This is a genomic window from Leucobacter insecticola (genome assembly GCF_011382965.1).
In the GTDB taxonomy this organism is placed as follows: domain Bacteria; phylum Actinomycetota; class Actinomycetes; order Actinomycetales; family Microbacteriaceae; genus Leucobacter; species Leucobacter insecticola.
On the sequence record NZ_CP049934.1, the window covers coordinates 960,360 to 981,265 of the forward strand.

Here is a 20,906-nt window from a genome sequence, read left to right on the forward strand (position 1 = left end):
GTCTTCGGCGATGCGCAAGCTCTGCGAGGGGGAGGCTAGCCGCGGTAGGAGAGGGCGGCCCCCACCGCGGCGGCGGGGGAATTGGCCGGCAGGGGGAGGATCCTGGCGCTCATGTTGAGGTTTGCAAGGAACGGAGATGCCGCCGCCCACGCATCGAGGGTGTCGCGGATCCCGTCGAGAAGCGGGGCGCCCAGCATGCGTAGGCCCCCACCGATTACCACGGTGTGCGGGTCAAGCGTCAGCACCAGCAGCCGCACCGCCGTTGCTGCGCCCGTGACGAGCGCTTCGAAGGCGTCTTCCGCTCCAGGATCGCCCGCCGCAAGCTCGGACATGAGGAGCCGGCCGTTCGCATCCGCGCGCCAAAACGACCTCAGCGCGGATCCGCTCGCCACCGTTTCGAGACAGCCGCGCTGACCGCACGGGCATGCCCGACCCCGCGGATCGATCGCGAGGTGGCCGATTTCTCCGGTGACGCCGTGTGCACCGCGCATGGGCTGACCGTCGATGACGAAGCCAGCCGCGATCCCCGTGCCCAGATTAAGGTAGGCGACTGAGCCATCAAGCTGCATCAGCTGTGCCGCGCCGATTGCGGCGGCGGTGACGTCGTTGTCGAGGGAAACTGGGATCCCGATCCGTCCCTGCACAGCACTCGCGAGAGCGAGCTCGTCGACGCCGATGTTGTAGGCATGGCGCACGATCCCGCGCTCGTGATCGACCTGGCCGGGGATCCCGATCCCGAGCGACACGAAATCGCTGAGGCTGCGGCCACTCCGTTCGGAGAGGATCGCGACGGCACGTTCGACGGTGTCAAGCACGGCCTCGATGCCGGGCTCCGTGTCGAGTTGGACTTCGGCCTCGATGCTGCCGCGGTCATTGAGCATCAAGGCCTCAGTAGAGGTGCCGCCGATGTCGATGCCGATGCGGGCGCAGGGTTCTGGTGTCATGGGTGTGCTTCCTCCTGACTCCAGCGTAGCTGTGCGTGCCGCCACCGGAGTTGAATCCGGGGAAGAACCGCGGCCAGAGGCGCTGCATTATCTTGACGTCAAGATAAAGTCCGATTCTCGGGTAGGATGGAACGCGGCTTAATACATCACAGACAATGGGAGACGCGTTGGCGAAGATCAAGGTTGAAGGTACGGTCGTCGAGCTCGACGGCGACGAGATGACTCGCATTATCTGGCAGTTCATTAAGGACCGCCTGATCCACCCCTATCTCGATCTCACGCTCGAGTACTACGATCTCGGCATCGAGTACCGCGATGAGACCAACGACCAGGTCACCATCGATGCGGCGCACGCGATCCAGAAGCACGGCGTTGGCGTCAAGTGCGCGACGATCACGCCCGATGAGGCGCGCGTCGAGGAGTTCGGCCTGAAGAAGATGTGGCGGAGCCCGAACGGCACGATCCGCAACATTCTCGGCGGCGTGATCTTCCGCGAGCCGATCATCATCTCGAACATCCCGCGTCTGGTGCCCGGCTGGAACAAGCCGATCATCATCGGCCGCCACGCCTTCGGTGATCAGTACCGAGCCACCGATTTCCGCTTCGCCGGCGAGGGAAAGCTGACCGTCGAGTTCACGCCCGATGACGGCTCGGAGCCGCAGAAGTTTGAGGTCTACCACTCGCCCGGCGACGGCGTCGCGCAGGTGCAGTACAACCTCGACGAGTCGATCCGCGACTTCGCTCGCGCCTCGCTCAACTACGGCCTCGGCCGCAAGTACCCGGTCTACCTCTCCACGAAGAACACGATCCTGAAGGCCTACGATGGCCGTTTCAAGGACATCTTCCAGGAGATCTACGACGCCGAGTTCAAGGAGCAGTTTGAGGCAGCTGGCCTCACCTACGAGCACCGCCTCATCGACGACATGGTCGCCTCGGCCATGAAGTGGGAGGGTGGCTACGTCTGGGCTTGCAAGAACTACGACGGTGACGTGCAGTCGGACACCGTGGCGCAGGGCTTTGGGTCGCTCGGCCTCATGACGTCTGTGCTCGCGACGCCGGACGGCAAGGTTGTTGAGGCGGAGGCCGCGCACGGCACCGTCACCCGCCACTACCGCCAGCACCAGCAGGGTAAGCCCACCTCCACGAACCCGATCGCCTCGATCTTCGCGTGGACCCGTGGCCTGCAGCACCGCGGCAAGCTCGACGGCAACGACGCGCTGATCGAGTTCGCGCTCGCTCTTGAGGATGTCGTGATCAAGACCGTTGAGTCGGGCAAGATGACGAAGGATCTCGCGCTGCTGGTCGGCCCGGATCAGGCGTACCTCACGACCGAGGAGTTCCTCGCCGCGATCGACGAGAACCTGCAAGCACGTTTGGCATAGAGGGAAACGCAGCGCGTTTCCCCGCCAAACGTGGTCGCGCTACTGCGCGAGTTGGCATAGAGCTTCTGTTTAGCTGCGGGGCGTTGGTGCTTGAGTGCGCCGACGCCCCGCAGGTTTTATTCCGCCAGTAGCTCGCGCACCCGCGGGATCACGACAGTGCCGTAAAGCTCGATGCTCGACATCAGCTGCTCGTGTGGCATGGTGCCGTTTGAATACTTGAGGTCGAAGCGGTTCGCGCCCAGCGTGCGCACGGTCGCCGCGATCCGCTGCGCGACGGTCTCGGGGGAGCCGACGTACAGCGATCCCGAATCTGCCTCGCGTTCAAATTCGGTGCGGGTTGTCGCGGGCCAGCCGCGTTCGGCCCCGATGCGGTTGCGGTTCGTTTCGAAGTGCGGCCAGAGCTGATCCCGAGCCTCGGCGTCGCTCGCTGCGATATGCCCGGGCGAGTGCACGCCGAGGGGCATCTGTTCGCGGCCCAGCTCGTCCTGGGTCTGCCGGTACAGATTTGCGAAGGGCAGGAATCGGCCAGGATCACCGCCAATAATCGCGAGCATCATCGGGATGCCGACCTGCACGCTGCGCAACACCGACTGCGGACTGCCACCAACGCCGATCCACGCCTGCACGCCGTTTGGCTGTTCGGTCTTCGGGAAAATCTCCTGGTCGACAAGGGGGCTGCGGTGTCGGCCCGACCAGGTCACCGGTCCTTCGCTGCGCAGACGAGTGAACAGCTCGAGTTTCTCTGAGAACAGCGCGTCGTAGTCTTGCAGGTCGTAGCCAAACAGCGGAAACGACTCAGTGAAGGAACCTCGGCCCAGGATCACCTCCGCGCGTCCGTTCGACACCGCATCAAGAGTCGCGAAGCGTTCGTACACGCGCACCGGGTCGTCGCTCGAAAGCACGGTCACTCCGGTGCCGAGCAGGATTCGCTCCGTCTTGCCGGCGATCGCCGCGAGCGCGATTTCCGGTGAGCTCAGTGCGAAGTCGTCGCGGTGGTGCTCGCCGAGGGTGATCGCGTCGATGCCGAGGCGGTCGGCGAGCACTGCCTGTTCGACGACGTCGCGGATGACCTGGGCGTGGCTTTTGGGATCGCCGCTGGGGTCGAGGGTGGTGTCGCCGAAGGTGTCGAGGCCGAGAACGAGGTCGTGCGCTTCAGATTGAATGCTCATGCATGTAAGAACCGCGGCGACTCACATTGTATTCCGCGCGTGTGTGCGGCACGCGTGTCAGCGGCGGGGCGTAGACGCGAGGAAGCCGACTACCGCAGCCGCCACGCCGAAGAGTGCGGCCCACACCCAGAAGACTCCGAAGTCGAGCAACGCCGCGACAGCGGCCGCGAGCAGCAGCAGCTCAACGAGGGCCTGCCCGAAGCGATCGGTGCGCAGCACAGGGCGCGGCGACAGGAAGAGCGCCCACACGAGCACCGACAGCACGAGGAATCCGAGACCGGTCAGGATCCCGGGGAAGGGTAATGGCCAGGCGAGTAGTCCCCACACGGTCACCGCCGCAATCGCGATCAGGTGAAACAGCCCTCGCGAGAGCACCAGTACTGAGGCGGCGCGGACTGAGGGGGTTGGTGTGGAATCGGGATTGCTGGTCACCCGTCAAGTGTACCGGCAGGGGCCGTGGAGCTCGGTCATCCCGAACGCCACGGCCCCTGCTGGAATAAGCGTGGGTTACACGCGCCCTGCCGTGCGAGGTGCTCGGCGTGACAGTGACCAGATCCCTCCGGCAGCGAGCAGCAGGCCAAAACCAGCCACCGCGGCGGCGATCGGGGATTCGCCGCCGGTGACGGCGAGACCGCCCTCGGACTTCGCGCTGTTCGGTGTTGCCGAAGCGGAAGTGTCTGCTGGCGCTGCCGGTGCAGGCGCTGCCGGCGTCGTTGAAGGCCCCGTCGATCCGCCCTTCTGTGTGGTTTCTTCGCCGCCAGGAGCTACGACCGTTGGCGGAGCCGTAAAGGTATTCGTGACCGTGATCTCAGCCGGGGTGTCGCTGATGGTCACACCGGCGGCGGGGTGATGTCGCTCGCGGTGGCATTGCCGATATCCGTTTCATCGGCGGTGCAGACCGTACCGAACGGCAGCACCAGCGACTGCGATCCCGCGTTCTCAAAGCTCAGGGTGCGGGGGAAGCCGTTCACCGCGCTCCCGCCGTTCTGGCAGTCAACGAGCACCTTAAACGGCCCCTTCGCCAGCGCGATCCCGTCGCCCGCGTATGCCTTCGTGACCGTCAGCTGGCCGAGGTTGTTCCCGGCGCCGGAGCCGCCCGAGCTGTAGCGCTGGATCGAGGAAGAGGCGATCTGGGATCCCGAATCCTGGGTCACCGTGGCCGTGTTGGAGTAGTCGGCGAGCCACTGATCAGTGAGCGAGGTGAAGTACCCGACTGAGAGAATCTCACCGGGCTGGGCACCTGAGATTGAAACGTCAAATCCCGTGTCGGTGCAGCTGTGAACGGTGACGCGGCTGGGATCGATGTCGACCTGGTTGATGAGGTAGCCCGTAGATGGCTGCACCTCGAAGGTGGACATAAAGCCCATCGCGCAGTCCATCTTCATCCCCGGCCCGAGCGTGTCGGTGAAGCGCGTCGTGGTTGACGGACCCCTGGGGGCGGCGACCTGCCACCAGATCGCGTTCTGCGGTTTGGTGATGCCCTGATCCTGCAGGTCCATCCAGGAGGCGGCCTTTGCTGGCTGCGAGCGGTCGATCGGGGTGACCGCGTACTTAAAGATCGACAGATCAAATGCGTCGCCGTCGCCCGTCACGAAGCGTAGCGGGACCGAGGTGTTGTCTGCCGCATCGCTAAAGAACTGGGCCCGGATGGTTGCGTCGCCGTGGGTATTGGCGTGCGTGGCAACGTAGTCCGTCAGGGTGAAGGTCACGGTGCTTCCGGACATGGTCGCGGTTGCGACGACCGCTCCGGATCCGTCGGTGAGCGTGAAATCTGATCCGACGGCGCGGAGTTCTTCGGGAAGGGTGACGCTGAAGGTGTCGCCCTCTTCTGCGCCGTCGGGAACTGCCCAGCCCAGGTGGATCGTGAGGAAATCATATTTGATGGCCATCGTCTGCTCGATAGAGACGGAAGTGATGGCCGAGGGGACAACGGCGGCGTGTGCTGCGGCTGTCCCGGCAATGCTGCCGGCGATGAGGAAGATCGCTGCGCCGGCGCCGGCGAAAAGACGCTTGAGGAGGCCCATGAATTCAGAACTTTCAGATAGGTATTCAATACGCACACAACAGGGTCAGGAATGTCTGTCTTGTCGTGTCGTTATCAACCAAATGATCTTAGATCTTGCATCACAAAAGAAACAACTTTGCACAGATGTTCACAGGAAAATCCTGCCGCGCTCCCTTGAGGCGTGTGGTGTGGAGAAAGCGCCCGGAAGGAATCTTCGCAAGGCGTGGTTTAGCGGAGGGGCGCACAAGTGGTTCATCGGAAACTTCTCGGTTAGCTTATTCAGATAGACCACGAAGCTGTCGTACCCCGAGAGGACCACCCGTGCCACACCACCAGACCCGCACTCGGCTGAGTTTCGCCGCAGTCGCCGCCGCTGCCCTCGCTGCCGTGCTGCTATTGAGCGCATGTTCCGCGGCCGCGAGCCCGGCACCGGGCGCGGGTGGAGGATCCCCGGTCGCCGGCGGCACGCTCACTTTCGGCCGCACTGCAGCGGTGAACAATCTCGACCTGAACCAGCAGATCACCGCCAACAACGCCTTTGCGATCGACAAGATCTTCGAGCCGCTCGTGAGTTTCGATGACAACGGCGAGATCATTCCCTGGCTCGCCGACTACGAGGTCGACGATGACGGCCTCGTCTACACCTTCACCCTGCGCGATGGCGTGTCCTTTTCTAACGGTGAGGCCGTCACCCCGGAAGACGTGCTCTTCTCGCTCGAGCGCCACCTCGAGGTCGGCGGACCGCTGCCGCTCACGGCACCCATCGAATCAATCGAAGCGAGTGGGGATCGCGGTGTTGTCATTACGCTGTCGGGTCCGTACACGCCATTTCTATCCGAGCTCTCCGGCTTCGCGAACGGGATCTTCCCCGCCAATTTCGGCGGCAAAAGCGAAGAGGAGTTCTTCAAGAAGCCCGTCGGCACCGGGCCATTCGTCGTGAACGAGTGGGATCCGAATGGCGACATCAGCTTCGTGAAGAACGAGCACTACTGGCAAGAAGGTAAGCCCTACCTCGACGGCCTCGTCTACAAGTTCATCGCCGATGATACGCAGCTTCGCCAGCAGCTCGCCGCCGGACAGATCGATGCGATCGACACGGTTCCTGCCGCCAACGCTGCCGAGGTCGAGGGTGCGGCAAACACGGTACTCAGCAAGACCAAGGCCTGGTCGACCGAGCAGGTCTTCTTCAACACCCAGCGTGAACAGTTTGCCGACGAGCACGTGCGGCGCGCCATCGCCCACGCGCTCGACCGCGAGGGGATCACCGCCGCCACGGGCTTCGGTACCGCCGAAACGGCGAACGTGCTGCTACCGCCCACCATCCTCTATTCAGCCAACGGTGAGAAGGGGATCGCGCTCGACTTCGATGTCGCTGCCGCCAAGAAGGAACTCGCGGAGTCTGCGTATCCAGACGGATTCGAAACCACGCTGCTGATCCCGAGCGGCAACTCTCAGCGCGCCCAGATCGCTCAGGTCATCCAAGAATCACTCGCCGAGATCGGGATCACCGTCAAGATCGAGCAGCTCGATATCGCGGTGTTCCGTGAACGTTTCTTCGCCTACGACTTCGACATGATGATCAACAACGGACAGTCGGACGCGCCGGATCCCAACGGCTTTATCACCTTCCAGGCTGACCCCGAGGGTTTCAGCAAGTCCTATTGGACCCACTTCACCGACGCGCGGGTGACCGAACTCATGCACGAGGGACGCGAGACTCCCGACGGTGAAAAGCGCGAGGCAATATATCGGGAGATCCAGCAGATCCTCGCCGAGAAGGTGCCTTACATCCCGCTGTACTTCCCCTCAAACCTGAAAGCCACGACCGAAGCGGTGCAGGGATTCACCGTGCTCCCGAATGGCAGCGTGCGCTTCCAAGACGCCTGGTTGGCGAGGTAGCTTTCGTCACGCTGCCCGTCGCCCGCACTATTCCAGTTCAGTTGTCACGGATATGTACTTCCCGGCGTTTTGGTACACATCCGTGACAACTGAATGGTGCTTGCGGGCCGGGCCGGGGGGTGCCCCTATGTTGTTTGTCAAGCGGCGAGGGCGGTTTCTGATTGGGTTCGTGGCTGGTAGAGGCTGCCGGTTCTGATCATTGCGTGGAGGACGTCGCAGCGGCGCCTCGCCAGTGCGATGAGTGCTTGGTTATGGCGTTTGCCTTGCGCGATCTTCCGGTCGTAGTAGGCCCGTGATTCGGGATCTCGGAGCGCTGCAAACGCGGAAAGAAACATTGCACGTTTCAGGACCTTGTTGCCGCGCTTTGAGGGGTGTTCGCCGCGGATCGAGGTGCCGGATCGGCGGGTGACGGGCGCGAGCCCGGCGTAAGACGCGAGGTGCCCGGCCGTGGGGAAATGTTTCCCGACGATCTCGGTGAGGAGTCTGGCTGCGGTCCTGACGCCGACTCCCGGCATACTCGTCAGGACCGGGTGAAGAGGGTGCGCTTCCACGATCTTCTCAACCTCGGACGCGATATCGGTGCGTTGCTGGCGGAGTTCGCTGAGTTGCTTCGCGAGCCGTGGCAGCACGATACTCGCGGCGTTCGTGCCGGTGACCGTCACGGTCTGTTGATCGAGGGCGTCGAAGATCTCCTGCGCCCATGCCCCGCCCTTGCGCGGGGCACGCTTGAGGAGCCTGGCCGCGACGCGCTTCTGCCCGGCTCGGCGCAACTCACCCGGTGATGGGTAACGCTGCAGCACATCGAGGATCGCGGGATGATCCAGACGCGGCCCGAGTACCCGTTCCAGGGTGGGATGGATCTGGGTGAGGAGACCTCGAACGCGGTTGGAGACTTGCGTGATTTGCGCGGCAAGATCATCATCGAAGCCACACAGCATCGAGAGTTCCGCGATCTGCTCATCGGCGACTTTGATCGATCGCAGAGTTGAGGGCATCGTGCGGGCGGTCTCCGCGATGATGAACGCGTCCCGTGCGTCGGTCTTCGCTTCACCGGGGTGGAGGTCAGCGACGCGGCGCATCGTGAGGCCGGGGAGATACCCGACGAGCACACCATGCGCTTGCGCGACGGCGACGGGGAGCGCCCCGATCGTGGCGGGCTGGTCAACGACCAGCAGAGCGGGGCCGTGCTCAGCGAGTTGATCTAGCACCGATATGATCTTGGCTTCGGTGTTCGGGAGCGGCTTGTCGTAGAGCTTCTTCCCGTCGCGGGTGAGCGCGACCGCGTGATGCTCGCTCTTGCCGACATCGAGGCCGATGAAGACCGCGACGTCGTCGTAGTGCTCAATGCTGTTCAAGGGGTGTTCCTCCGTCCTGCTTGTATGTGTTCGGCAGTCAGGTGGCGGTAGGCGTCGGCATCCACGTTACGAACGACCCTGCCCCGATATGCGCGGCTGTGGTCTTGCCCCTATCAGCGATCACCGACCGCCAGACCGGAGGTCGGTGACAACACCCCCCAGATCATTGGTACGACAGGGGGCAACAATCATGCCGGCCCCGGCTGGCTGCCTCACTCCTCATCCTCGCGGATCAGGAGCTACGAACAAAGTAACGGGGCAGAAGTAAGGTGAGAGCGTGATGAACGGAGCGCAGCGGGAACGCAGGCAGCGGGGCCGAACGCAGCGGGTGCTGAGGGCGATCCTTGGTACGCTCGCGCGGATCCTGCCCGTGATGTTTGGTGTGGTGGTCGCGGTGTTCTTTCTGCTGCGAATGGTGCCCGGGGATCCCGCAGCCATGATCCTGGGCGAACGCGCGACCCCCGCATCCCTCGCCGCCCTGCGCCAACAACTCGGCCTCGACCTGCCGCTGTGGCAGCAATTCATAGACTTTCTCGCCCGCGTCGTTACGCAGTTCGACACCGGCGATTCACTCGTCTCCGGCGTCTCCACCCGTGAGCTCGTCTTCCAACGCGCGCCCGTCAGCCTCGGGATCGTCGCGCTTGCCGTCGCGCTCGCGATCCTGATCGCCGTGCCCCTCGCGCTCACGGCGGCCCGCCGCGTCGACGGCTGGGCGGATCATCTCGTCAGGATCTTGCCCGCTGCGGGCATGGGAATGCCGCTGTTCTGGATCGGGCTGCTGCTCATTATTCTGTTTGCGGTGCAGCTGCGGTGGTTCCCGGTGGGCGGCGTGGGATCCGGGCCGGGGGAGCCGATCCGCAGCCTCTTCCTGCCCGCGCTCGCCGTCGCGCTCGGTCTCGCACCTCCCCTCATCAGGTCGTTGCGGGCGCAGCTCGTGGAGGTGTTCGACGCCGACTTTGTGACGACGCTCCGGGCCGCGCGGGTGTCCGAACGCAGGATCCTGTTCGGTCATGTGCTGCGAAACGCTGCCGTGCCAAGCCTCACACTGTTGAGCGTGAACACCGCCTACCTCATCGGCGGCACGCTGGTCGTGGAGAAGGTGTTCGGGATCAACGGGCTCGGCACACTGCTGTTCCAATCGATCGGCAGCCGCGACTTCCCGGTGGTGCAGGGGGTTGCGCTGTACTGCGCTGTGCTGGTCGTGCTGGTGACGACGCTCGCGGGACTGCTGTCTGGGCTGCTGGATCCCAGGCTGCGGGTTGCTGCTCCGGTCCCGCGGAATCAAGGATCCCCCCAATGACCCCCCTCAAGCGGGCTCTCGCCTCGCGCACCCTCGTCGCGGGCGGCGTGCTCTTCGCGCTGATCCTTACCGCCGCGATCCTCGCGCCCGTGATCGCGCCCTATGCGCCCAGCGCGCAGAACCTCACCGGCGGGCTCTTGCCACCCTCGCCCGAGCACTGGTTCGGCACTGACCAGCTCGGGCGCGACGTGCTCTCTCGCATGCTGTTCGCCGCCCAAACCGACCTCCGGATCGCGCTCTCCGCTGCGGCGGCCCCGTTCGTGATTGGCGTGCTGGTCGGGCTTGTCTCAGGCTACTTTGGCGGTGCGACGGACTGGATCGCGTCTCGCCTCACCGACACGGTGATCGCGTTCCCGTTCTACGTGATCGTCATCGCGATCGTCTTTGCGGTGGGCGCAGGGGAGGGCGGCATCATCATCGCTTTCGCCCTCGTCGGGTGGGTGGGCTACGCGCGGGTGCTCCGCGCGATGACCGCGTCACTGCGCGACTCGGGCTGGGTGCAAGCGGCGCGCGGCGGCGGGCTGTCTCACGCGCGGGTGCTGCTTCGCCATGTGCTCCCCAACGTGCTGCCCCAGGCGCTCGTGCTCCTCGCGACCGAGATCGTGCTCATCATGGTGGCCGTGGTGACGCTCGGGTATTTGGGGCTCGGGATCCAGCCACCCACCCCCGACTGGGGCACCATGATCGCCGATTCCCAGCAGTTCATCCAGACCCAGTGGTGGTTGAGTGCGCTGCCGGGGCTCGCGGTGGTGGTGACGGGGATCTCGCTGTCGCTGCTCGGCGACGGCCTGGGAGATGTGCTGCGGGTCTCTGGTGAGCTTCGGCCCGGGCGGGGCAGGCGTCGCAGCCGCCGCGGACAGTGGCGAAACGTCACCGCCCCGATGCAAGGGCGAACCGTGAGTTGCGGCCCGGCGGTATCAGGGTCCGCGGGCTGCGGATCGCGTCGTCGTCCCGAGAACAGGCGCTCGTGAGTGACATCGACGTGGATATCGCTCCTGGTGAAGCAGTCGGCATCGTCGGCGAATCGGGATCCGGCAAGAGCCTGACACTGCGTGCCGTCATGGGCCTTATGCCCCGGGGCGTGTACGTGACTGCGGGGAGATCAGCACTGCAGGATCCGTGGGGATGGTGTTTCAGGATCCCCTCGCCGCACTGGATCCACTGACCCGGGTCGGCGCGCAACTGCGCGAGGCGCTCGCCGCAGGACACCCCGGCGCGGATCCGCGATCAGCGAAGGCGCGCGTGAGGGATCTGCTCGCACAGGTGCGGTTGTCTGATCCCGAGAGGATCGCCCGCGCCTACCCGCACCAGTTGTCGGGCGGGCAACGTCAGCGGGTGGTGATCGCGATGGCGCTTGCCGGTGATCCCGCAATACTGCTGTGTGATGAGCCGACGACCGCGCTCGATGTGACTGTGCAGCGTGAGGTGCTTGAGTTGCTTGCTGAGCTGCGACGCGAACGCGGTCTGACTCTGCTGTTTGTCAGCCACGATCTGGCGGTGGTGTCTGCGGTGTGCGATCGCTTGCTCGTGGTCCGTGAGGGGCGGGTGGTGGAATCGGGAAACACCCGGCAGATCGTGACGGCGCCGCGCGAGCCTTACACGCGCGAGTTGCTGCGGGCCGTGTCCACCCTCCCGCCGGTGTCGCCCGGTGCGGCCTGCGCCCCCATTCCGTCATGCTGCGCGAGCATCGCGAGTCGCAGCATCCTCCCCGCATCTGACTCCCCACCCACACTTGCTGTCCGCAACCTAGAGATCCGCTATCCCGGCGCCCCAGGCACCCGGGCCGCCGCAGACGTTTCCTTTGTGGTCCCGGCAGGCGGCGCCCTCGGCATTGTCGGTGAATCAGGATCGGGCAAGACCACCGTGGCCCGCGCGATCGCGGGCCAACTGCCGCTTGCAGCGGGCGAAGTGCTGCTCGATGGTGCGCCCCCGCGGCACGGTAGAGGGCGGCAAGGAACGCGCGATCCGCGGATCCAGCTGGTGCCGCAGGATCCAGCTTCTTCTCTCAATCCTCGAATGACCGTGGCCCAGACTCTCGGCGAATTCCTCAGGCACCACCAGAATCCCACCGCGATCGAGGAACTCCTCGCCCTGGTGCACCTTGATCCCGCGCTCGCCAGCTCCTACCCACACCAGCTCTCGGGGGTCAGCGGCAACGGGTGGCGCTCGCGCGGGCGCTCGCCGTCAGGCCGCGGGTGTTGATCGCCGATGAGGTGACGAGCGCGCTCGATGTGTCGGTGCAGGCCACGGTGATCGCGCTATTGCGCGAGTTGCGCCGCGAACTCGGGCTGACGCTCGTGTTTGTCTCACACGATCTCGCGGTGGTGCACGAGCTGTGTGACAGCGTGCTGGTGATGCGGGCCGGCCGCGTAGTGGAACGCGGTGGCACCGAGTTCTTCACCGCACCGCGCACCCCCTACGGACGCGAGCTGCTTGAGACGGTACCGCGGCTGGCCACGGTACTCACCCTCGGCTGACACCCCTGCCGACGACGAGAGGCCCCCTTAGCTGCGAGAGACCACCAAACCCACGTGTGGATAAGGGGGCCTTTCGTCGGTAAGGGGGACTCTCGCGGCTCACTCCATCCGATCCGCGGGACCTTGCGCCCACCAACGGACCGAGGGCTTCTACTCGCGCCACCCACCGATAGACTGAGCGGGAGAACGCGACAGGGAGGTGCAATGTGTACGAAACAGCGAACTGGATCGAGCGGCTCTTTGACGGGTCCCTCTTTGCGGGCGGTATCTTTCTTGTGATCGGGATCGTCGGCGGCGTGTTGCTACTGCTCTCCTTCGTTCTTGACGGCATCTTCGATGCCTTCGACTTTGGTGACGGCCCCCTGAGTCTGACGACGATCGCTGCGTTCACCTCTATCTTCGGGTTCACGGCATTCGCCGGTGTGGGCGCAGGCATGGCCACCCCTGTCGCCTCGGTAATGGGAGCCGCCGCGGGCCTGCTCGGAGGAGCGGCTGCGTGGTGGCTGACGCGCCTCATCCGCGGTGCAGAATCAAGCACTGCCCTGAGCAACGAGGACCTCGTTGGATCAACGGGTGCTGTGGTCCTCCCGATCCCTGCTGGGGGGCTTGGTGAGATTGCCATCACCAGGCACGGTGAGCGCGTATCGCTTTCAGCTACGGCAGCTACCCCCATCGAACGCGGGACCCAAATTCGCATTGTGCAGACGGTGACCTCAACCTCCGTGCGAGTAGAGCCGGTGGCGGCGGATCCTGAACCAACAACGCCTGAGACACCCGCACCCTAGACGACTTCCCACGCGACCGATTGATCGGAGAAATAATGTTCCTTGCTAGCCCTGCCATTGTTGGCATCTTTGGCGCCGTCATAGCGCTGGTGCTGATTGCGCTTGTCATTATCAAACGCTATCGCATCGCAAAGCCCGACGAGGCGATCATCGTCACCGGCGGCAAGGGCAAGGAGGTCGTTGACGCGTCCGGTGGGAGGAGCCGGGATCTCTCCGGACAAAAGGTTGTCACTGGCGGCGGCGTCTTTGTTGTTCCATTCATCCAGAAGTCGTTCACGATCTCGCTGCGTTCGCGCAGGCTCACGATCATGACCGAGGCGCAGACCACCGACGGCATTACGATTCAGGCGCAGGCCGTTGCGGTCGTGAAGGTCGGCGGCTCGCAAGAGATGATCCGCGCGGCCGCCCAGCGATTCCTCTCGAACTCCGACGAGATTGACCAGTCGACCCAGGAAGTGCTCTCGGGCTCGCTGCGTTCGATTATCGGTGGCTTGACGGTGTTGCAGATTATCCGGGATCGCGCCGTCGTCGCGCAGAGTGTGCTGGAGGCCGCTGAAGAGGCGCTCACGAAGCAGGGCCTCGTGGTCGATACGCTGCAGATTCAGGAGATCCGCGACGGTGCCGACTACATCACCAACATCGGTCGCCCCGAGGCCGCGAAGGTACGGCAGCAGGCAGACATCGCCGAGACCAACGCGTACCAGGCATCACAGGAGGCAAAGATTGCCGCGGAGCGCGTGCTGCTCGACCGCAACCGCGAGCTGAAGCTTCGCCAGGCCGAGATCCAGGCTGAAACCGACAAGGCGACCGCTCAGGCATCTGCCGCTGAGCCGCTTGAGCAGGCAATCCAGCAGCAGGCGATCGTGCAGCAGCAGCAAATCACCGCGCAGAAGGAGGTCGCGCTGCGCACCGAGCAGCTGAACGCTGACGTTCGTGCGGTTGCCGAGGCAGAAGCGTACCGCGTCAAAGAGCTCGCCAAGGCCGACGCGGAGGCCGCAGTGTCAGCCGCAGAAGGCCGTGCGCAGTCGACCGAGCGCGAGGGTCTTGCAGCCCGTGCCGCCCGTATTGCCGCCGCTGAGGCGCTTGAACGAGAGGGCAAGGCCGAGGCCGCAGCGCTCGAGGCGAAGGGAACCGCAGAGGCCGTCGCGATCGACGCTCGCGCGCGTGCCCTCGAGACGCAGTCGCAAGCCGTACTCGCGCAGGAGCTGATCCAGTTGCTGCCGGAGATCGCTGGCAAGTACGCCGAAGCGATCGGGGCAATCGACAACATGACGGTTGTTTCGGCCGACGGCAGCTCGAAGGTCGCTGGCGACGCAATGGGCAACATCAAGGGTCTCCTCGAAATGGCGAAGGACACCGTCGGTATTGACCTCGTCGGTATGCTCAACGGTGTGGTGGCTGGCGGGGCCGCGGGTGCTGCGGCCGGTCGCGCATCGAAGACGGCGACGCCGGCACGTTCGGGTGCGCCGCTGTCAGAGCATGCCGCGTACGCGCTTGAGCGTTCGTCGGAGGCTCTCCGCGGCGCTTCGGACGACCTTGCGGGCGTCGCCTCTGAACTGGTGGTCGAGCCCAGTGTGGATCCCGATCCTGCACCAGCCGCCGCACCCGAGCAAGAGCCACAAGCCTAAACGTCAGCAACAGGCGCAGTAAGGCAGAATAGAAGGATGGTTGAAGCGAGCGGCAGAATCAGGATCGGCGTCATCGGCGGGGGGCAGCTCGCGAGGATGATGGTGCCTCCCGCGATTCACCTCGGTCTGCAGCTCAGTGTGCTCGCAGAAGCCGAGGGCATGAGCGCCGCGCGCGCGGTGGACGCGGTAGGCGACTACCGGGATCCTGAAACCGTCTATGCCTTCGCCGAGACTGTCGATGTCATCACCTTCGACCACGAGCACGTCCCCTCGGAGATCCTGCGCGAGCTTGAGTGTCGTGGAGTAGCGGTGCACCCGAGGCCAGACGCCTTGCAGTTCGCGCAAGACAAGATCCTGATGCGCGAGAAGCTTGAGGAGTTGGGGGTGCCCGTGCCGAGCTGGGCCGCCATCAGCGATGAGGCCGAGCTGCAAGCCTTCATTGAAAAGCACGGCGGCCGAGCTGTCGTGAAGACGGCTCGCGGCGGTTACGACGGCAAAGGCGTGCGCGTCGTGTCGGATGCTGCTGGCGCGCGCGACTGGTTCGCGGCGCTCGCCGAAGACGCGCGCGGCGGCCGCTTGCTGGTGGAGGAGCTCGTTGACTTTACGAGGGAACTCTCGCAGCTCGTTGCGCGCCGACCGAGTGGCGAGGCGCGCACCTGGCCAGTCGTTGAGACGATCCAGCTCGACGGAGTCTGCGCCGAGGTGCTTGCGCCTGCCCCGGTGGCGAACCCTGTCACGCTTGACGAGGCCGCGAGGATCGGCAGGGTCGTGGCCGACGGCCTGGGCGTCACGGGCGTGCTGGCCGTTGAGATGTTCGAAACTCGTGATGGACGTGTGCTGGTGAACGAGCTGGCAATGCGGCCGCACAACTCGGGCCACTTCTCCATCGAGGGCTCGGTGACGAGTCAGTTCGAGCAGCACCTTCGCGCCGTGGCCGACCTGCCACTTGGCGACACCGCGATGACGGCTCCCGCCGCGGTGATGGTGAACGTATTGGGCGGACCCGCCGAGGGGCCAATGCCGGTCAGATACGCCGAGGCGCTCGCTGCACACCCGCGCGCAAAGTTTCACAGCTATGACAAGCAGCCGCGCCCGGGTCGCAAGGTGGGCCACGTCACGGTCACGGGTCAGGATCTCGCGCAGGTGCGTCAGGCGGCCCAGGCCGCGGCCCGCGTCTTCGACTGAGCCCGCGAGAAGCGTGACGCAGCTACGATAGTTCCTATGGCAGACAGCGCAGCGCCCCTCGTCGGCGTCATCATGGGATCCGACTCCGATTTTTCGGTCATGGCTGACGCGGTGCAGGTGCTCCGCGACTTCGGTATCGCTCACGAGGTTGAGGTGGTCAGCGCGCACCGCACCCCCGACAAGATGGTGACGTACGCGCGCGAGGCTGCGGGCCGGGGCCTTCGCACCATCATCGCGGGCGCTGGTGGGGCCGCACACCTCCCCGGTATGGTCGCCTCCATGACAACGCTGCCCGTAATCGGCGTCCCGGTGCCGCTCGCCAAGCTCGATGGGCTCGACTCGCTGCTGTCCATCGTGCAGATGCCGGGAGGGATCCCGGTCGCGACCGTTTCAATCGGGGGAGCCAAGAACGCGGGGCTGCTCGCCGCGCGGATCCTCGGCGCGAGCGACGCGGGGATCGCCGCGCAGCTTGACGGGTATGCTGCTGAGCTCACCGCAGTGGTCGAGCAAAAGAATGACGCGCTCAAGGCTCGCGTGAATAGTTGAGTATTCTGCTGGCGCGGCAGCGCCAGCGAGTTGAAGGCCTTGATTTCGACTCGCTGCGCTCGCTCAATCGGCGGAGGGGGACGCAAGCCTCGCTCAATCGGCGGAGGCGCATCTATCTGCGTGACCCCTACAGGTTCGCGTGGGTTTCCCAGAGATGCCAGGCGGTGCCGCGCCAGCTGTAACTGCGGCTGCGATCCCGCGCTAGCACCGCAAGGTAGCTGAGGGAGTTGGGGTCGCGGAACAGCCTGCTGAACTCTGCGGCAAACTCACCGGCGCCTGGAGCCATGACTCCCGCGTCGAGAACGATCTCCTCTGCTGCGGGATGGCCGGAGTGAAGCACCGGCACCGCGGCGCTGAGCGCACCGAGAAGCGTATAGCCGGTGCCGAGGAAATCTTGGGGCTGCAGCAGGAGGGAGGCCCCGGTAAGCGCAGCCCCCACATCACCGAGATCGCGCGGAGTTGCGACGATGATGCGGCCCTGAAGTTCGGCTGGGATCGCGGTCGTGGCTTCCGGGCCGACGTCAAGCGCGGGATCCACCCCGGTCAGCACCACGACGGTTGGAAGCTTGGGGTCTGCGAGCAGCGCGTCGATGATCCAGCTGAGCCGGCCGTGCTCGCTTGCCGTCGCGGTCGTCACAGCGTAGTGATCCGGGATGCCGAGCGCAGTGCGTCGTGCAAGGGCGTCGTCCGGTCGGAGATATTCGGTCGGGGGTGCCAGCGGAAACACCTGCACCGGAAGATCTGAGCCGTAGTGATCCTGCAACACTCGTGCAGTCGCGTGGGTCGGGGTGAGGATCACGTCGGCATGCTTGACGGCCCGCTTCGTGAAGGCGCGATAGAGCCTGGCCTGAGCTGATCCGAGTACCGCAGGAGAATCCCAGGCGATGCTGTGGCTGATAGTCACCGAGGTTTGCGAGCCGTCGTCTTCCCCGCGTGATCGCAAGGGTACGAGGGGCGTGAGAGAGTGCACGAACTCGCCGTCGAGAGGGCGGGCAGTGGTGCCGTTCTGCCACATCAGCGGGAGGAGACTCGCGCGGAAAGGAAGGTGCTCGGTGCGGATGAGCGGAGAGCTCAGTTCTGGGGAGTTTGCACCCCTCGCGAGCAAGTAACGGACACTGCAGCTGCGAGGCGCCGTGTCTGCAAGCGCCTGTGCGAGATCACGGGAAGCTGCGGTGTTGACCGTGGCTTCCCAGTCAGGGAAAGGCTCGGCGATAAGCGTGATCGTCGTCACAGTCCCCCCCTTAAGCGGCCACAGTATCGAACAAATTATTTTTGTCTCAGGTTATTGTATTGAGCTAAGCCAGCGGAAATGCTGAACTTGAGGCCGCTGGTGCAACTCAGCGATGCAAACGTGACCTCTGGGTGAAGGCTTGACCAAATCGCCGGAGCGTTTTTCGGTTTAAGGGGTATCCATTTAGCTCCCGTGAAGCCTGTATTCTGAGCTAAACGTTGAAAGACCCCGGCGCTGCGCTAACAGCCCGGGGCGTGGACTACACCAAGAAGGGGTGTCGTCAATGGTCGATAATACCGATGTCCCGTTGCAGGGTCATCCTGTCCCAGGGCACGATTACCCGGGTGACGCGGCCGAGTTTCGGGCATGGTTCCCTGATGACGCATCGTGTCTGGACTATCTTGCCTGGCTGCGTTGGCCGGACGGGTTCGTCTGTCCACACTGTCAGGCCACGGCTTCTTGGCGTGAGAAGACCGGCCGGTATCGATGTCGTGACTGTGAGAAGCAGATCTCAGCGACTGCGGGCACACTGTTCGAGAAGACGAGGATCCCGCTCACGGTGTGGTTTGAGGCGATCTGGCTGATGACGAGCCCGAAAGGTGGCGTCTCGGCGGCGCATCTACACCGGGTACTCCCGATCTCGTCTTATCAGACAGCTTGGACGATGCTCGGTAAGCTCCGACAAGTGATGAAGCCTGATCCTGCGGCGAAACTTTCAGGTGTGGTCGAGGTCGACGAGACCTTCTTTGGGGGTCCGAGGCCCGGAAGCCCCGGTCGTGGCGCGAAGGGGAAGACCTTGGTTGCGGGAGCGATCGAATACACGGATGCGGGGTGGGGCGGGCTCGTCTCGCAGTCATTCCTGATGCCTCGACTGGTTCTTTGCGGAACTTCGTGACCGCGAACATTGCGTTGGGTTCCACCGTGATCTCTGATGGATGGACTGCGTACCCTGGCGCGCTTGACGGGTACGTGCATGACCCGGTGAATGTGTCTGCGTCAGGGAAACCAGCACACGAGGTACTGCCAGCGGTCCACCGCCTGTTCTCGCTCGTGAAACGTCTGATCGATGGCACCTATCAAGGAGCTGGAACCGCAGCGCATCTTCCAGAATATTTGGATGAGTTCGTGTTCCGGTTTAACCGAAGACATAGTCGGCAGCGCGGCCTACTGTTCTTGCGGCTACTGCAACGCGCGGTCGCTCACGAGCAGGTCACCTATCGGGACTTGGTGCGTGATTCAAAAGCGAAATTGGTGTCTCCGAGGGGAGTGCTGGGGCCACGTCGCCAGCCGGGGTCACTGGACATTGGTTCTGCTGGTAGGCGCTGGCGTGCTGACCGCTGAATCGGTAGTGGGTCACGGGAGCTAAATGGATACCCCTTTTCGGTTTTTACTCAGAGCCATCAGCTAAATTCGTGTAGATGCACCAAAACTGGTGGCAGTGGGCGCAATCAGGTAGGGAACATCCATGGCATCACATAGCGGAGCAGGGACAATTGTGTCTAACCCGCGGCATGGCAGACTGCGCAGGTCGAGTGCTTGGGGCAACGCGCTTCGGGTTCTTCTGACCACAGTCATTGTTGTGGCGATGAGCGGTGTGGCGACCGCCGCATACTCTGTGTGGGGTTTGTATAACGGCATGCAAACGATCGACCTCGGCGATGCCGGGGATCTGGCAGATGCCGTTGGCTTCGGGGCGGATGAGATTGAGGGCGAACTGACCGTGCTGCTGGTCGGCACCGACAGTCGCGCTGGCCAGTCGCTCGATGACGGCGAGACCGGAGAACTCAACGACGTCAACCTCTTGCTTCACGTCTCCGCCGATCACCAGCGTGCGACGGTCGTGAGCCTTCCGCGCGACCTCATGGTGCCGGTGCCGAGCTGCCCCGGCCCTAACGGCGAACCCGAGTATTACAGTGCGATGAGTGAGCAGCAGCTCAATAGCACCCTCAGTATCGGCGGCCTGCCCTGCGTGGTGGCGACGGTATCCGAGCTCACCGGCATGGATATCCCCTACGCCGCCATGATCACTTTTGACGGTGTGATTCGTATGTCGAATGCCCTCGGCGGGGTTGACGTGTGCCTGACCGAGCCGATTGTTGACGAATACACCGACCTGAATCTGCCCGCCGGCGTGAACAATCTGGTTGGTCTAGAAGCGCTGCAGTTTCTGCGCACCCGCCACGGTGTTGGTGATGGCGGTGACACGAGCCGGATCAGCAATCAGCAGGTCTTTATGTCTGCGCTGGTTCGCCAACTCAAGAGCTCCAGCACTCTTTCTGATCCGATCAAGGTATACGGTCTGGCAAAAGTCGGCGTCGAAAACATGACGCTCTCGAGCAACATGGCTACGACCGGGTTTATGCAAGCGGTTGCAAGCATAGTCAGGGACATTGATATCGACAGCATCAATTTCGTGCAGTATCCTTCCAACGCTCACCCATACGCGCCCGGAAGGCTCACCCCTAATCTGGCGGCAGCACAGACACTGTTCGACGTCTTGAAGAGCGGGCAGGCGTTCGACGTGACCGCAGTCGGGGAGGGCGTTGCGGAGGTTCCCGAGGATCCGGCTGCCGATCCGAACGCCGTGCAGGATCCGAATGCGCCGGCGGAGACGGAACCGGCTGATCCTAACGCGCCGGTCAAGCTGCCCCCGGCAATCACGGGACAGCGTGCCGACAATGAGACATGTTCCCAAGGACGTACCGTCCTTTAGACGACTGAGAGCTTACCGAGGGACGCTGATCCGTTCACGAACTCTCGGCAGGTTTCGCGTTCAGGGGCCTTCGGCTCCTACTCTTGAATTTATGTCAGCACGGCTGACGGTGAAGGGGAGGCGCGTGGGGAGCGTGATTGATCTGGAAGTGGTTTGTTCTCACGACAAGTCGTGCGACTGGTGTAGTTCAAGGACCCGTGCCGTCAATTTGACGAGGAAATCGCCTTCTCTTTCGCGATCGATTTCCCGAGAGTGGCCTTGTTAATAGCGACACCAGGGAGCTTCGT

Annotated in this window: 17 protein-coding genes and 2 pseudogenes; 12 read left to right on the forward strand and 7 right to left on the reverse strand. The window is 64.0% G+C overall.

Annotation, left to right across the window (positions count from 1 at the left end; translation table 11 throughout):
- Positions 1-35: 35 nt before the first annotated feature.
- Positions 36-944, reverse strand: coding sequence for an ROK family protein (locus G7067_RS04450; protein WP_166322300.1), 909 nt, complete (start codon positions 942-944; stop codon positions 36-38).
- A gap of 167 nt (positions 945-1,111) precedes the next feature.
- On the opposite strand from G7067_RS04450, the gene G7067_RS04455 reads away from it, so the two are divergent.
- Positions 1,112-2,326 (forward strand): NADP-dependent isocitrate dehydrogenase, encoded by a 1,215-nt coding sequence (locus G7067_RS04455; RefSeq protein ID WP_166322301.1) that lies wholly within the window; start codon positions 1,112-1,114, stop codon positions 2,324-2,326.
- Positions 2,327-2,442: 116 nt separating this feature from the next.
- On the opposite strand, the gene G7067_RS04460 is transcribed toward G7067_RS04455, so the two are convergent.
- The 4 genes from G7067_RS04460 to G7067_RS04475 all read right to left on the reverse strand — a co-directional run bounded on the left by G7067_RS04460 (position 2,443) and on the right by G7067_RS04475 (position 5,519).
- A complete protein-coding gene (locus G7067_RS04460; protein WP_166322302.1) occupies positions 2,443-3,495 on the reverse strand; it encodes an LLM class flavin-dependent oxidoreductase in 1,053 nt (350 codons plus the stop codon).
- Positions 3,496-3,552: 57 nt separating this feature from the next.
- Positions 3,553-3,927 carry a DUF2568 domain-containing protein gene (locus G7067_RS04465; protein ID WP_166322303.1) on the reverse strand — a complete coding sequence of 125 codons (375 nt, stop codon included), beginning with the start codon at positions 3,925-3,927 and terminating at the stop codon, positions 3,553-3,555.
- 75 nt (positions 3,928-4,002) lie between these two features.
- Complete coding sequence (locus G7067_RS04470) at positions 4,003-4,329, reverse strand: LPXTG cell wall anchor domain-containing protein (protein ID WP_166322304.1); 327 nt, start codon at positions 4,327-4,329, stop codon at positions 4,003-4,005.
- Entirely contained in the window at positions 4,326-5,519 is a 1,194-nt protein-coding gene (locus G7067_RS04475; protein WP_166322305.1) for an Ig-like domain-containing protein, read from the reverse strand. The genes G7067_RS04470 and G7067_RS04475 overlap by 4 nt, the downstream gene beginning before the upstream one ends.
- Positions 5,520-5,821: 302 nt before the next feature.
- Between G7067_RS04475 and G7067_RS04480 the strand changes: the two genes are divergently transcribed.
- Positions 5,822-7,399 (forward strand): ABC transporter substrate-binding protein, encoded by a 1,578-nt coding sequence (locus G7067_RS04480; RefSeq protein WP_244301252.1) that lies wholly within the window; start codon positions 5,822-5,824, stop codon positions 7,397-7,399.
- A 137-nt stretch (positions 7,400-7,536) separates the two neighbouring features.
- Here the strand turns inward: G7067_RS04480 and G7067_RS04485 are convergent, their stop codons facing one another.
- Positions 7,537-8,745 carry an IS110 family RNA-guided transposase gene (locus G7067_RS04485; protein WP_166325516.1) on the reverse strand — a complete coding sequence of 403 codons (1,209 nt, stop codon included), beginning with the start codon at positions 8,743-8,745 and terminating at the stop codon, positions 7,537-7,539.
- A gap of 289 nt (positions 8,746-9,034) precedes the next feature.
- On the opposite strand from G7067_RS04485, the gene G7067_RS04490 reads away from it, so the two are divergent.
- The 8 genes and pseudogenes from G7067_RS04490 (at position 9,035) to purE (ending at position 16,675) form a co-directional block, all read left to right on the forward strand.
- A complete protein-coding gene (locus G7067_RS04490) occupies positions 9,035-10,054 on the forward strand; it encodes an ABC transporter permease (protein ID WP_244301329.1) in 1,020 nt (339 codons plus the stop codon).
- Complete coding sequence (locus tag G7067_RS14095) at positions 10,051-11,025, forward strand: ABC transporter permease (RefSeq protein WP_166322307.1); 975 nt, start codon at positions 10,051-10,053, stop codon at positions 11,023-11,025. The genes G7067_RS04490 and G7067_RS14095 overlap by 4 nt, the downstream gene beginning before the upstream one ends.
- The gene (locus tag G7067_RS14655; protein WP_166322308.1) at positions 11,022-11,219 is read left to right on the forward strand and encodes an ATP-binding cassette domain-containing protein; all 198 of its coding nucleotides are present in this window, start codon (positions 11,022-11,024) and stop codon (positions 11,217-11,219) included. The genes G7067_RS14095 and G7067_RS14655 overlap by 4 nt, the downstream gene beginning before the upstream one ends.
- Positions 11,180-12,531 (forward strand): annotated as a pseudogene (locus G7067_RS14100) (ATP-binding cassette domain-containing protein). Before G7067_RS14655 ends, G7067_RS14100 begins: the two are co-directional and overlap by 40 nt.
- A gap of 206 nt (positions 12,532-12,737) precedes the next feature.
- On the forward strand, positions 12,738-13,316 hold the full coding sequence (locus tag G7067_RS04510) for a hypothetical protein (RefSeq protein ID WP_166322309.1): 579 nt from the start codon (positions 12,738-12,740) through the stop codon (positions 13,314-13,316).
- 35 nt (positions 13,317-13,351) lie between these two features.
- Positions 13,352-14,944: a flotillin family protein gene (locus G7067_RS04515; protein ID WP_244301253.1), complete on the forward strand. Its 1,593-nt coding sequence runs from the start codon at positions 13,352-13,354 to the stop codon at positions 14,942-14,944.
- 36 nt (positions 14,945-14,980) lie between these two features.
- Entirely contained in the window at positions 14,981-16,129 is a 1,149-nt protein-coding gene (locus G7067_RS04520) for a 5-(carboxyamino)imidazole ribonucleotide synthase (RefSeq protein ID WP_166322310.1), read from the forward strand.
- Positions 16,130-16,165: 36 nt separating this feature from the next.
- A complete protein-coding gene (gene purE / locus G7067_RS04525; RefSeq protein ID WP_166322311.1) occupies positions 16,166-16,675 on the forward strand; it encodes a 5-(carboxyamino)imidazole ribonucleotide mutase in 510 nt (169 codons plus the stop codon).
- Positions 16,676-16,802: 127 nt separating this feature from the next.
- Here the strand turns inward: purE and G7067_RS04530 are convergent, their stop codons facing one another.
- Positions 16,803-17,906: a glycosyltransferase family protein gene (locus G7067_RS04530; protein ID WP_166322312.1), complete on the reverse strand. Its 1,104-nt coding sequence runs from the start codon at positions 17,904-17,906 to the stop codon at positions 16,803-16,805.
- A gap of 283 nt (positions 17,907-18,189) precedes the next feature.
- Between G7067_RS04530 and G7067_RS04535 the strand changes: the two are divergent.
- Positions 18,190-19,247, forward strand: a pseudogene (locus G7067_RS04535) (IS1595 family transposase).
- 244 nt (positions 19,248-19,491) lie between these two features.
- Complete coding sequence (locus G7067_RS04540; RefSeq protein ID WP_244301254.1) at positions 19,492-20,619, forward strand: LCP family protein; 1,128 nt, start codon at positions 19,492-19,494, stop codon at positions 20,617-20,619.
- The last annotated feature ends 287 nt before the right edge of the window (positions 20,620-20,906 follow it).

Bases quoted from the DNA above. Each gene is read 5' to 3' on its own strand.
- G7067_RS04460 (WP_166322302.1), bottom strand. From the start codon at position 3,495: ATGAGCATTCAATCTGAAGCGCACGACCTCGTTCTCGGCCTCGACACC.
- G7067_RS04520 (WP_166322310.1), top strand. From the start codon at position 14,981: ATGGTTGAAGCGAGCGGCAGAATCAGGATCGGCGTCATCGGCGGGGGG.
- G7067_RS04450 (WP_166322300.1), bottom strand. From the start codon at position 944: ATGACACCAGAACCCTGCGCCCGCATCGGCATCGACATCGGCGGCACC.
- G7067_RS04490 (WP_244301329.1), top strand. From the start codon at position 9,035: ATGAACGGAGCGCAGCGGGAACGCAGGCAGCGGGGCCGAACGCAGCGG.
- G7067_RS14095 (WP_166322307.1), top strand. From the start codon at position 10,051: ATGACCCCCCTCAAGCGGGCTCTCGCCTCGCGCACCCTCGTCGCGGGC.
- G7067_RS04475 (WP_166322305.1), bottom strand. From the start codon at position 5,519: ATGGGCCTCCTCAAGCGTCTTTTCGCCGGCGCCGGCGCAGCGATCTTC.
- G7067_RS04515 (WP_244301253.1), top strand. From the start codon at position 13,352: ATGTTCCTTGCTAGCCCTGCCATTGTTGGCATCTTTGGCGCCGTCATA.
- purE (WP_166322311.1), top strand. From the start codon at position 16,166: ATGGCAGACAGCGCAGCGCCCCTCGTCGGCGTCATCATGGGATCCGAC.
- G7067_RS04540 (WP_244301254.1), top strand. From the start codon at position 19,492: ATGAGCGGTGTGGCGACCGCCGCATACTCTGTGTGGGGTTTGTATAAC.